At 73.0% G+C, this 12,131-nt stretch carries 11 protein-coding genes; 8 read left to right on the top strand and 3 right to left on the bottom strand.

Features of this window, described 5'->3' with window-relative positions:
* A complete protein-coding gene (gene tkt, locus AB0C16_RS25720) occupies nucleotides 1-2,031 on the bottom strand; it encodes a transketolase (protein WP_357686485.1) in 2,031 nt (676 codons plus the stop codon).
* A 336-nt stretch (nucleotides 2,032-2,367) separates the two neighbouring features.
* On the opposite strand from tkt, the gene AB0C16_RS25715 reads away from it, so the two are divergent.
* A complete protein-coding gene (locus AB0C16_RS25715; RefSeq protein ID WP_357686464.1) occupies nucleotides 2,368-3,312 on the top strand; it encodes a heme o synthase in 945 nt (314 codons plus the stop codon).
* 77 nt (nucleotides 3,313-3,389) lie between these two features.
* Nucleotides 3,390-4,583, top strand: a complete 1,194-nt coding sequence (locus AB0C16_RS25710; RefSeq protein WP_357686463.1) for a PrsW family intramembrane metalloprotease — start codon at nucleotides 3,390-3,392, stop codon at nucleotides 4,581-4,583.
* On the opposite strand, the gene AB0C16_RS25705 is transcribed toward AB0C16_RS25710, so the two are convergent.
* Both AB0C16_RS25705 and AB0C16_RS25700 read right to left on the bottom strand, forming a co-directional pair.
* On the bottom strand, nucleotides 4,559-5,275 hold the full coding sequence (locus tag AB0C16_RS25705) for an ElyC/SanA/YdcF family protein (RefSeq protein ID WP_357686462.1): 717 nt from the start codon (nucleotides 5,273-5,275) through the stop codon (nucleotides 4,559-4,561). The two genes, AB0C16_RS25710 and AB0C16_RS25705, sit on opposite strands and share 25 nt — an antisense overlap.
* A 61-nt stretch (nucleotides 5,276-5,336) precedes the next feature.
* Nucleotides 5,337-6,323: a COX15/CtaA family protein gene (locus AB0C16_RS25700; RefSeq protein WP_357686461.1), complete on the bottom strand. Its 987-nt coding sequence runs from the start codon at nucleotides 6,321-6,323 to the stop codon at nucleotides 5,337-5,339.
* 95 nt (nucleotides 6,324-6,418) lie between these two features.
* Here AB0C16_RS25700 and AB0C16_RS25695 point away from each other — a divergent pair, with 95 nt between their 5' ends.
* Genes AB0C16_RS25695 through AB0C16_RS25670 form a run of 6 tightly spaced genes read left to right on the top strand, consistent with a single transcriptional unit; the run spans nucleotide 6,419 to nucleotide 12,128 of the window.
* Entirely contained in the window at nucleotides 6,419-7,555 is a 1,137-nt protein-coding gene (locus AB0C16_RS25695) for an FAD-binding oxidoreductase (protein WP_357686460.1), read from the top strand.
* Nucleotides 7,552-7,800: a (2Fe-2S)-binding protein gene (locus tag AB0C16_RS25690; protein WP_357686459.1), complete on the top strand. Its 249-nt coding sequence runs from the start codon at nucleotides 7,552-7,554 to the stop codon at nucleotides 7,798-7,800. Before AB0C16_RS25695 ends, AB0C16_RS25690 begins: the two co-directional genes overlap by 4 nt.
* Nucleotides 7,797-9,272, top strand: a complete 1,476-nt coding sequence (locus AB0C16_RS25685) for an NAD(P)/FAD-dependent oxidoreductase (RefSeq protein WP_357686458.1) — start codon at nucleotides 7,797-7,799, stop codon at nucleotides 9,270-9,272. The genes AB0C16_RS25690 and AB0C16_RS25685 overlap by 4 nt, the downstream gene beginning before the upstream one ends.
* On the top strand, nucleotides 9,269-10,162 hold the full coding sequence (locus AB0C16_RS25680; protein ID WP_357686457.1) for a dihydrodipicolinate synthase family protein: 894 nt from the start codon (nucleotides 9,269-9,271) through the stop codon (nucleotides 10,160-10,162). The genes AB0C16_RS25685 and AB0C16_RS25680 overlap by 4 nt, the downstream gene beginning before the upstream one ends.
* A complete protein-coding gene (locus AB0C16_RS25675; protein ID WP_357686456.1) occupies nucleotides 10,159-11,160 on the top strand; it encodes a proline racemase family protein in 1,002 nt (333 codons plus the stop codon). Before AB0C16_RS25680 ends, AB0C16_RS25675 begins: the two co-directional genes overlap by 4 nt.
* Nucleotides 11,157-12,128: a proline racemase family protein gene (locus tag AB0C16_RS25670; protein ID WP_357686455.1), complete on the top strand. Its 972-nt coding sequence runs from the start codon at nucleotides 11,157-11,159 to the stop codon at nucleotides 12,126-12,128. The genes AB0C16_RS25675 and AB0C16_RS25670 overlap by 4 nt, the downstream gene beginning before the upstream one ends.
* Nucleotides 12,129-12,131 lie beyond the last annotated feature (3 nt).

Raw genomic sequence — 12,131 nt, 5'->3', positions numbered from 1 at the left:
TCAGTTTCCCGTCGTCTCGCCCTTGTCGTGGCCCAGCTTGGCCAGGCTGGACCTGGCCGCCGCCGCCACGCGCTCGGCCGTCAGGCCGAACTGCTCGTACAGCGTTCTGTACGGCGCCGACGCGCCGAAGTGTTCGAGGCCGACCACCTCGCCGCACTCGCCGACGAACTCGCGCCAGCCCAGCGCGACCCCCGCCTCGACCGCGACCCGGGCCTTGACCGACGAAGGCAGGATGGTCTGCTTGTACGCGATGTCCTGCCCCTGGAACCACTCGACACACGGCATCGACACGACGCGCGTCGGGACGCCCTGCGCCTCGAGCAGCTCGCGGGCGTTGACGGCCAGCTCCACCTCGCTGCCGGTGGCGATCAGGATCACCTGGGGACGGCCGTCGGACGCCTCGTGCAGGATGTAGCCGCCGCGGGCCACGCCGTCGGCGCTGGTGCCCTCGAAGACGGGAAGGTTCTGCCTGGTCAGGGCGAGCGCCGCGGGCCTGTCGCTGTGCTCCAGCACCGTCTTCCAGGCGTGGGCCGTCTCGTTGGCGTCGCCGGGGCGCACCACGTCGAGGCCGGGGATGGCGCGCAGCGCCCACAGGTGCTCGATCGGCTGGTGTGTCGGGCCGTCCTCGCCGAGGCCGATGGAGTCGTGCGTCCACACGTAGACGACCGGCAGCTTCATCAGCGCCGCCAGGCGCACCGCCGGGCGCATGTAGTCGGAGAAGACCAGGAACGTGCCGCCGTAGGGGCGGGTGCCGCCGTGCAGCGCGATGCCGTTGAGGATGGCGCCCATGCCGTGCTCGCGGATGCCGAAGTGCAGGGTGCGGCCGTAGCGGTTGCCGGGGAACTCCTTGGTTTGGTATTCCTCCGGGATGAACGACGGCTCGCCCTTCATCGTGGTGTTGTTGGAGTCGGCCAGGTCGGCCGAGCCGCCCCACAGCTCGGGCAGCACCGGCGCCAGCGCGCTGAGCACCTCGCCGGAGGCCTTGCGGGTGGCGATGGAGGCGCCGGGCTCGAACGACGGCAGCGCCGAGGCCCAGCCGCCGGGCAGCTCGTGGCGGGAGATGCGGTCGAGCTCGGCCGCGCGCTCCGGGTTGGCCTGCCGCCAGGCGGTGTAGGACTTCTCCCACTGGGCGTGGGCCTCGTGGCCGCGCCGCGCGACGTCGCGGGCGTGGTCGAGCACGTCGCCGGGCACCTCGAAGCTCAGGGCCGGGTCCATCCCGAGGATGGTCTTGGTGGCGGCGACCTCGTCGGCGCCGAGCGCGCTGCCGTGGATCTTGCCGGTGTTCTGCTTGTTGGGCGCGGGCCAGCCGATGATCGTGCGCAGCTGGATGAAGGTCGGCCTGTCGGTCTCCGCGCGAGACTCCTCCAGGGCCGCGTGCAGCGCCGCCACGTCCTCGACGTAGTCGCCGGTCCGGGTCCAGTCGACGCTCAGCGTGTGCCAGCCGTAGGCCTCGTAACGCTTGACCACGTCCTCGGACTTGGCGATCAGCGTGTCGTCCTCGATCGAGATGTGGTTGTCGTCGTAGACGACGGTGAGGTTGCCCAGCTTCTGGTGGCCGGCCATCGCGCTGACCTCGTGGCTGATGCCCTCCTCGATGTCGCCGTCGCTGACGAAGCACCAGATGTGGTGGTCGAAGGGCGAGGCGCCGGGCGCGGCGTCGGGATCGAACAGGCCGCGCTCACGGCGGGCCGCCATCGCCATGCCCACCGCGTTGCCGAGGCCCTGGCCGAGCGGCCCCGTGGTGGTCTCCACGCCGGCCGTGTGCCCGTGCTCCGGATGGCCGGGCGTCACGCTGTCCCACTGGCGCAGCCGCTTCAGATCGTCCAGGTTGAGGCCGTAGCCCGACAGGAACAGCTGGATGTACAGCGTCAGGCTGCTGTGCCCGCACGACAGCACGAAGCGGTCACGCCCGATCCAGGTGGGATCGGTCGGGTCGTGACGCATCGTACGCTGGAACAACAGGTATGCGGCGGGGGCCAGGCTCATGGCGGTGCCGGGATGACCCGAGCCCGCCTTCTCCACTGCGTCCATCGCCAGGGCTCGAACGACGTCGACCGCTCTCTTGTCGAGGTCGGTCCATTCGAGGGCTGGCACGAGTTCGGTGCTCAAGTGCTCGGTCTCCGGAATCTAGTTGTCATTGGTGGTGCCGGTTGGCATCTCCCGCCCACACCGGACCCTAACCGAGTGGAGCTGGCGATCCATTCCATATCCACTCATGCAGGTCCGTGAATGGCCGAAGCCCCCCATTGGCCGGACCGGCCGTCCCTGCGACTACAGTTTGGTTGTTCGCAGGGGCGTCACGGCGCCCATCCACGGATCCGCTCTATTCAGAGGTTACGCGTTGACTCCGCACGTGCTGGAAGCGCCTTGACGGTGCTGACCAACAGGCAGACGACGGCCCCCGCCACCGCGGCCGAGGAGCCGCGGACGATCGTCACGGTCGTCAAGGCCTACATCGCGCTCACCAAGCCGCGGATCATCGAGCTGCTGCTCATCACGACCCTTCCGGTGATGTTCCTCGCCGCGGGGGGTCTGCCGCCGCTGTGGACGTCTATCTGGGTCATGGTGTTCGGCACCCTGTCGGCGGGCAGCGCCAACGCGCTCAACTGCTACGTGGATCGCGACATCGACCAGAAGATGCGCCGCACCAGGCGACGGCCGCTGGCCCGGCACCAGGTGTCACCGAAGGGCGCGCTCGTCTTCGGCGTCGTGCTCGGAATTTTGTCGACCCTTGGACTGTGGCTGACCACCAACTGGCTGGCCGCCGTGCTGTCCACCGGGGCGATCCTGTTCTACGTCCTCGTCTACTCGATGATCCTCAAGCGGCGCACCGCCCAGAACATCGTGTGGGGCGGCATCGCCGGCTGCATGCCGGTGCTGATCGGCTGGGCGGGCATCACCGAGCGGCTCGACTGGGCGCCGCTGGTGCTGTTCGGCGTGGTGTTCTTCTGGACACCGCCGCACACCTGGACCCTGGCCATGCGCTACAAGGACGACTACGCGGCGGCCGAGGTGCCGATGCTGCCGGTGGTGGCCACCGAGCGCAGGGTCATCCTCGAGTCGATCGCCTATACCTGGGCCACCGTGCTCTGCTCGCTGGCGCTCTGGCCGGTCGCGGGCACCACGCTGTTCTACCCGGCCGTGGCCGCGGTGCTGGGCGCCCTGTGCCTGTGGGAGGTGCACCGCCTGCTGGCGCGCCTCAACTCCGGCCTGACCGGTGTCGCGTTGCGCCCGATGCGCTTCTTCCACTGGTCCAACGCCTACCTGGCGCTGCTCTTCCTGGCCGTGGCGATCGACCCGCTGCTGGCCTGAGCCCGCCCCCGCGTGAGCCCTCCCGGGCCTCGCCGGCTCGATGGGACACGGCCTTTTTGATCCGTTACAGTCACCGTATGGCGTCCCGTGATCCACGCTGGGTGTTGAAGGACCGCCCGTCGTTCACGTTGATCATCGGGCTGGTCGCGACCGGCATCTGCGCGCTCGTCTCGTTCTCCTTCGACGTGCTCAACGGCGCGCCGGTGCAGTTCTTCATCGCGCTCGTGCTCGCCCTGGCGCCGGTGCCGCTGCTGCTGGCCGCCGTGCTCGCGCTCGACCGCATGGAGCCGGAGCCGCGCAGCAACCTGGTCTTCGCCTTCGCGTGGGGAGCGGGCGTCGCGGTGCTCGTCGCGGGCGTCATCAACTCGCTCAACCTGCACTACATCATCGACACGGCCAAGCTGTCGGAGCCGAGCGCGCGCAACATCGCCGCCACCTTCGGCGCGCCCGTGGTCGAGGAGACGATGAAGGGCCTGGTGCTGCTCGGGCTGCTCAGGTTTCGCCGGGCCGAGCTCGACGGGCCCACCGACGGCGTCATCTACGCCAGCATGGTCGGCCTCGGCTTCGCCATGAGCGAGAACGTCAGCTACTACGTCGCCGCCCTCAACTCCGAGACGGGCGCGATGGGGCTGGCCGTCACGGTGGTGCTGCGCGGTGTCCTGTCGCCCTTCGCGCACCCGTTGTTCACCTCGATGATCGGCGTGGCCGTCGCCTACGCCGCCCAGCGCCACGGGCCCGAGCGGGTCTTCTACATCATGGCCGGCTGGGTCGGGGCGATGATCCTGCACGGCCTGTGGAACGGCCTGGTCTCCTACGGCGGGTTCCCCGGTCTCGTGATCGCCTACCTGGCGCTGCTGGTCGTGCTCATCGTGCTGATCATGGTGGTGTTCCGCGACCGGCGGCGCATCGTCGCCCTCATCCAGCGCTACCTGCCGCCGTACGAGCCGACCAAGCTGGTCAACAGGGCCGACATCCACATGCTGTCGGCGTTGCAGCGGCGCCGGCAGGCCAGGCAGTGGGCCAAGGCCCACGGCGGCAAGCGGGGTCTGCGGGCGATGAAGGACTACCAGCTGGCCGCCACCGAGCTGGGCCTGCTGCACGAGCGGGCCGCCCGGCGGATGGTCGACGAGCAGACCTTCCATGAGGAGCAGCGGGCGCTGCTCGAGTGCATGAGCACCGCGCGGGCCGACTTCCCGCTCCCGCCCGCCCATCTGCGGGCCGCGGCCCGTGGCATGCCGCCGCCGGGTTACGCCCCGGGCGCTCCCGGCTGAGCGTTCCGGGCCAGGATCGTGGTGAGCGAGGTCTCGCGCGGGCCCGGGAAGACCGGGTCGGAGTGCAGCACGAGCGCGTCGGCGAGGCCCTTGGCGGTCGCGAGGAGCTCGCGGGCGGCGTAGACGTAGGTGGTGGTGGCCCACTGCCTGGTCGAGTCGTCGCCCACCCCGAACGTGTCCAGCCCCGCCGTACGGCACAGCGTCACCGCCCGTGGCAGGTGGAACTCCTGCGTGACCACGGTCACCCGCTCGGCGCCGAACACCTCACGCGCCCGCACGCACGAGTCCCAGGTGTCGAATCCGGCGTAGTCGAGCACCATCACCGCGTCGGGCACGCCCCTGGCCCGCAGGTGGTCGCGCATGGCCGTCGGCTCGTCGTAGTCGGCGCGGCCGTTGTCGCCGGACAGCAGCAGCGCGCTGACCTTGCCCGCGTGGTACAGCTCGGCGGCGATGTCGAGCCTGCTGGCCAGCATGGATGTGGGCCGCCCGCCGTACAGGCCGGCGCCGAGCACCAGGGCGGCCTGCGAGGTGGGCACGCGGGCCAGCCAGCCGTCGGTGCCGGCGACCACCCGATGGCCGGAGCTGCCGAGCCAGGCCCAGGTCATCGGCGCCAGGGCGAGCACGCTGAGCAGCACCAGACCCTGGTAGGCGCGCCGGAGGGCTGTGCGAGAGGGGCGGACTAATCCCCGCAAACGTCACCTCGCATCGGTGGGGGAGTGGCCGACATATGTCCCCATAGCCTGGCACAGCGGCTCAGGTTATGGCGGCCACTTCGGCGGGGGAGGGGCGGGGCGCGACTTTCGGAGTGCCGCGGCCGCGCAGCGCGGTGACGGTGCGCAGCGCGGCGATCCACACCAGGGTCGAGCCCAGCACGTGCAGCCCCACCAGGAAGGCGGGGACGGCCAGGAAGTACTGGGTGTAGCCGATCACGCCCTGCGCGAGCTCGATCACGAGCAGGGCCAGCGCGGCCCGGCGGGCGGGACGGGGCGCATCGGTCACGCGCAGCGCGAACAGCAGCGCGAACGTCAGCCCGACCACCAGGTAGACGAGGTCGGCGTGCAGCCGCGCCATGCTCTCGATGTCGAGGTCGAACCGCGAGGCCAGCGCGTCACCCGAGTGAGGACCGGTGCCGGTCACCACGACCCCGGCGACGAGCAGCACGAACACCGCCGCGACCAGGACGTGGCCGAGGCGGCGGACGTCGCGGTGGACCAGCTCGCGCGCGGGGCCGTCGCCCTCGGACGCGCGCCGGTAGAGCATCCAGCAGGCCGCGATCAGCCCGATCGACAGCAGGAAGTGCATGCTGACGGTGAACGGGTTGAGCAGGGTCCGCACCACCAGCCCGCCCCAGAGCGCCTGCGCGACGATGCCCACCGGCTGCAGCCAGGCGAGCAGGAGCAGGGACCGGCGGCGCGGGGCCAGCCGCAGGGCGGCGACCACGCAGGCGAACCCCACGGCGAGCACCAGGAAGGTGAGCAGCCGGTTGCCGAACTCGACCGCCATGTTGATCGGGGAGACCTCGGGGTGCGCGATGGGCACGAAGCTGTCGGGCGTGCACTTCGGCCAGGTCGGGCAGCCGAGCCCGGAGCCGGTGACCCGCACGGCGGCGCCCGTCACCGTGATGCCCGCGTTGACCACCACGGCCGCCAGCGCCCAGCCCCGCATCGACGCGGCGGTGGGAGCCCAGAACGAGAACAGCCGCCGGACGAGCGCACGGGGATGGTCGGTGGATAGCTTCACGACATCGATGGTATGGGCCTGGTCGGCCGGTCCCGTCACCGGGAACGCGCTTCTCAAGCGCAAAGGTATGTGACATATTACCGATGGGAGGTGTGATGCCGGACGTGATCGTCATCGGCGCCGGGGTGGTCGGCGCGGCGTGCGCCCACTACGCGGCGCGGGCCGGGCTCGACGTGACCGTGGTCGACCGGGGACCCGTCGCGGGCGGCACGACCGGCTCGGGCGAGGGCAACGTGCTGGTCTCCGACAAGGAACCCGGTCCCGAGCTGGACCTCGCGGTGCTGTCCGCCCGCCTGTGGCGCTCGCTCGCCGAGCAGCCGGAGCTCGCGGAGCCCGGCGGCTTCGAGTACGAGCGCAAGGGCGGCCTGGTCGTCGCCGAGACCCCCGAGATCCGGCTGAGGCTGGCCGAACTGGCCGCCAAGCAGGGCGTCGAGCACACCGTGGTGGCGGGCGGGGAGCTGCACGGCTACGAGCCGCACCTGGCGGACGGGCTCGCGGGCGGCGTCCACTACCCGCAGGACGCCCAGGTGCAGCCCATGCTGGCCGCCGCCCGGCTGCTCGGCCACGGCGCGGTCCGCGTGCGCACCGGCGTCACCGTGACCGGGTTCACGCGCTCCGGCGACCGGATCACCGGTGTGCGCACCGACCGGGGCGACCTGCCCGCCGGCGCGGTGATCAACGCGGCCGGCACGTGGGGCGGCGAGGTCGCCGCCCTGGCCGGCGTCGAGCTGCCCATCCTGCCCCGGCGCGGCTTCATCCTCGTCACCGAGCCGCTGCCCGAGCCGCTGATCCGGCACAAGGTCTACACCGCCGCCTACGTCACGAACGTGGCCAGCGACGCGGCCGGCCTCGAGACCTCGGCCGTGGTGGAGGGCACTCCCGCCGGGACCGTGCTCATCGGGGCCAGCAGGGAACGGGTCGGCTTCGACCGCACGACGTCGGTGCCGGTGCTGTCCCGGCTGGCGGCGCAGGCCGTCGCCCTGTTCCCGGCGCTGCGCGAGGTGCGGGCCATCAGGTCCTACTGCGGGTTCCGGCCGTACTGCCCCGACCACCTGCCGGTGATCGGCCCCGACCCGCGCGCGCCCGGGCTGTATCACGCCTGCGGCCACGAGGGCGCGGGCATCGGGCTCGCGCCGGCGACCGGCCACCTCCTCGCCCAGGTCATCACCGGCCGGCGACCCGAGCTGGACCTGCACCCCTTCCGTCCCGACCGATTCGAGGAGCCCGCGTGAGCGACGCCTTCCAGATCACCGTCGACGGCCGGCCGGTGCCCGTGACACGCGGCCAGACGGTCGGCGCGGCCCTGCACGCCGCGGGCATCCGCTCGTGGCGCACCACCCGCTTCGGCGGGCGGCCGCGCGGGCTGTTCTGCGGGATCGGGGTCTGCTTCGACTGCCTGGTCACCGTGAACGGCCGGCCGCCGGAACGCGCCTGCCTGCTGGACGCCCGCCCCGGCGACGAGGTGACCACGTCATGACGCCCCGGCCCGTGTCGCCGCGGCCCGCTTCGGACGGGAGCGGCGCCGATGTGGTGACCTGCGACCTCGCGGTGATCGGCGGCGGACCGGCCGGAGTGGCGGGCGCGCTCGCCGCGGCGCGGCGCGGCCTGCGCGTCGTGCTCCTCGACTCCGGCGCGCGGCTCGGCGGCCAGTACTTCCGCCACCCCGCCGCCCCCGCCCGGCCCGCCACGCCGGGGTTCGACCGTTTCGCCCGGCAGGCGCGCGCCCTCGGGAGGCAGGCCCGCGTCCTGCTCCGGCACCAGGTGTGGGCCGTGAGCCGGGACGGCGACCTGGTCGCGCACTGCCTGGCCCCCGGGGGCGAGGCGGTCGCCGTGCGCTGCCGCCACCTGCTCATCGCCACCGGGGCGCATGACCGGCCGCTGCCGTTCCCCGGCTGGGACCTGCCCGGAGTGCTCACGGCGGGCGGCGCGCAGGCGCTGCTCAAGGGCGACGGCGTGGTGGCCGGGCGGCGGATCGTCGTGGCCGGCACCGGGCCCTTCCTGCTGCCCGTCGGCGCGGGCCTGGCCGGCGCGGGCGCCGAGGTGCTCGGGGTGTTCGAGGCGAACAGCGGCCTCGGCCTGGCCCGGCATCCGCTGCGGGCGCTGTCCAGGGCCGGGGAGGCCGCGGGCTACGGACTGGCCCTGGCCCGGCACCGCGTGCCGTACCTGACCCGCCGGGCGGTGGTCGCCGCGCACGGCGAGCGCGAGCTGGAGGCCGTCACGGTGGCCCGGCTCGACCGCGACTGGAACGTGCGGGCCACCCGCCGGATCGCCTGCGACACCCTGGCCGTCGGTTACGGCTTCGTGCCCCAGATCGACCTCGGCGTCCAGCTCGGCTGCGACACGCGCGCCGACGTGGACGGCAGTCCCGTCCTGGCGGTCGACGCCGCGCAGCGCACCTCGATCGAGGGCGTCTGGGCCGCCGGCGAGCCCACCGGCGTCGGCGGGTGGCGGCTCGCCGAGCTCGAAGGCCGCATGGCGGGCCTGAGCATCGCCGCCGCCCACGCCGCCCTGGCCGGAGCCGGCGTCGCGGCCCGGCCCGGCGCCAACGGCGTCGCCCGGGTCGCCGGTCAAGCCGTCGCGCGGGTGCCGGACGTGCTGGTCAGGAGGCGCGGGCGGCTGCGGGCGTTCGGGCGGGCGCTGCTGGAGGCGTACCCGATCAGGCCGGGCTGGCAGGGGTGGCTGCGCGACGACACCCTGGTGTGCCGGTGCGAGGAGGTGCCGCTCGGCCGGATCCGCGAGGCGCGGCGGCTCGGCGCCACCGACGCCCGCTCGGTCAAGCTGCTGGCCAGGCCCGGCATGGGCTGGTGCCAGGGCCGCGTCTGCGGCTACGCCGTCGCCCGCCTCGCCGGAGAGCCGCCCGGCCCGCCGCGCCGTCCCATCGTCCAGCCCGTCGGCCTCGGCACCCTGGCCGACCATCCCGAACCCCTCACCTGGAAGGATCTGTCGTGATCGAACGCGTCAAACCGTGGCAGGGCGTCATGGTGGCCACCGCCCTCCCTCTCCGAGACGACCTGTCCGTCGACTTCGACGGCTACGCCGGGCACTGCCGCTGGCTGACCGCCAACGGCTGCGACGGCGTGGTGCCCAACGGCTCGCTGGGCGAGTACCAGACCCTCACCGCCGAGGAGCGGGCCAGGGTGGTGCTGACCGCCGTCGAGGCCGTCGGCGGGCCCAACGTGATGCCGGGCGTCGGCGCGTACGGCGCGGCCGAGTCGCGGCGCTGGGCCGAGCAGGCGGGCGAGGCCGGCTGCGGGTCGGTGCTGCTGCTGCCGCCCAACGCCTACCGGGCCGACGAGCGGACCGTGGTGGAGCACTACCGCGAGGTGGCCAGGGCGGGCGTGCCCATCGTGGCCTACAACAACCCGTACGACACCAAGGTGGACCTGACGCCCGCGCTGCTCGCCCGGCTGTTCGACGAGGGCCTGATCGTGGCGGTGAAGGAGTTCACCGGCGACCCCCGCAGGGCCTACGAGCTGGCCGAGCTGGCTCCGCGGCTCGACCTGCTGATCGGGTCGGACGACGTGCTGCTCGAACTGGCGCTGGCCGGAGCCGTCGGCTGGATCGCGGGCTACCCCAACGCGCTGCCCGCCTCCAGCGTGGAGCTCTACCGGGCGGCGCTCGCCGGCGACCTGGACACCGCGCTGCCGCTGTACCGGAAGCTGCACCCGCTGCTGCGCTGGGACTCCAAGACCGAGTTCGTCCAGGCCATCAAGCTGTCCATGGACCTCGCGGGCAGGCACGGCGGGCCCTGCAGGCAGCCCCGCGCGCCGCTGACGGACGAGCAGGCGGCGGCCGTCCGCGCCGTGACCGAGAAGGCCCTGGCCGAGGGGCTGCGGTGAGGACCGGGCGGGTCTTCCACGCCGTCGACTCGCACACCGAGGGCATGCCGACGCGGGTCGTCGTCGGCGGCGTGGGCGTGATCCCCGGCGCGAGCATGGCCGAGCGGCGCGTCCACTTCCGCGACCACCTCGACCACATTCGCAGGCTGCTGATGAACGAGCCGCGCGGTCACGCCGCCATGAGCGGCGCCATCCTGCAGCCGCCCACCAGGCCCGACGCCGACTGGGGCGTGCTGTTCATCGAGGTGTCCGGGCTGCTGCCGATGTGCGGCCACGGCACCATCGGCGTCGCCACCGTCCTGGTCGAGACCGGCATGGTGGAGGTCGTCGAGCCCGTCACCACCGTGCGGCTGGAGGTGCCCGCCGGGCTCGTCGTGGCCGACGTGGCCGTCCAGGACGGCATGGCCCTGTCGGTGACGCTGCGCAACGTGCCCTCCTACAGCGACCGGCTCGACGCCGAGGTGACCGTGCCGGGCTACGGCGAGATCCGCTACGACCTGGCCTACGGCGGCAACTTCTACGCCATCGTCGGGCTCGACTCCTACGGCCTGCCCTTCGACCGCAAGGCCAAGAACGAGATCCTGGCCGCCGGCCTGGCCACGATGGAGGCGATCAACGCCGCCGACGAGCCCGTCCACCGCGAGGACGAGCGCATCCGCGGCTGCCACCACGTCTACTTCGCGGCCCCCGGCTCCGACGCCCACCGCTCGCGCCACGCGATGGCCATCCACCCGGGCTGGTTCGACCGCTCGCCCTGCGGCACCGGCACCAGCGCCCGGATGGCCCAGTTGCACGCCCGCGGCGAGCTCCCGCTGGGCCGCGACTTCGTGAACGAGTCGTTCATCGGCACCCGCTTCGTCGGCAGGCTGCTGGAGGAGGCCACGGTCTGCGGCGCGCCCGCCGTGGTGCCGTCGATCACCGGCCGCGCCTGGGTGACCGGCACCGCCCAGTACTTCCTCGATCCGCGTGACCCGTTCCCTGAAGGGTTCGAGCTGTGACCGTCACCACCGTCGACTACCACACCGGCGGCGAGCCGTTCCGGATCGTCACCGGCGGCGTGCCCGAGATCCCCGGCGCCACCGTGCTCGACCGCCGCGCCAACGCCGGCGCGCCGGAGATCGACCGGGTGCGCCGGCTGCTCTGCCACGAGCCGCGCGGCCACGCCGACATGTACGGCTGCTTCCTCGTCCCGCCCGACGACGACGGCGCCGACCTGGGCGTGCTGTTCTGGCACAAGGACGGCTACTCCACCGCCTGCGGCCACGGCACGATCGCGCTCGGGGTGCACGCCGTCCAGGAGGGCCTGGTCGAGGCCGATCCCGACGGCGACACCGACGTGGTCGTCGACGTGCCGTCGGGCCGCGTCACCGCCCGGGTGCGCTGCTCGGCCGGGCGCGTCCGGTCCGTCACGTTCGTCAACGTCCCGTCGTACGTGATCGCCCGCGCCGTCCCGGTCGCCGGTGTCGAGGCCGACCTCGCGTACGGCGGAGCGATCTACGCCTCCGTGCCGGCCGGGGCGCTCGGCCTGGCGGTCGAGCCGGGGCACCTGACCGAGCTGATCGCCCACGGCCGCCGCGTCAAGGCCGCCCTGGCCGGCCATCCGGCCACCCGTCACCCGGGCGACGACCGGCTGTCCGGCGTCTACGGCGTGATCTTCTACGACGAGCTGCCCGGCGGCGACGGCCACGTCCGCCAGCGCAACGTCACCGTCTTCGCCGACGGCGAGGTGGACCGCTCGCCGTGCGGCTCCGGCACGGCCGCCAGGCTCGCGCTGCTCCACGACCAGGGCGTGCGCGACCCGCTGGTGCACGACAGCATCGTCGGCAGCACCTTCCGCGCCCGGGTCGCGCGGGTGACCGGCGAGGGCGTCGTGCCCGAGATCGAGGGCATGGCCTACCGCACCGGCAGGCACGTCTTCGAGCTGGACCCCGGCGATCCCATCGGCACCGGATTCACCCTGCGATGATGC

The sequence above is a fragment of the Nonomuraea sp. NPDC048916 genome (assembly GCF_040649575.1).
Taxonomy (GTDB): Bacteria; Actinomycetota; Actinomycetes; order Streptosporangiales; family Streptosporangiaceae; genus Nonomuraea.
Note: the sequence above shows the minus strand (reverse complement) of the source record. Positions and strands in the feature narration are given on the sequence as shown.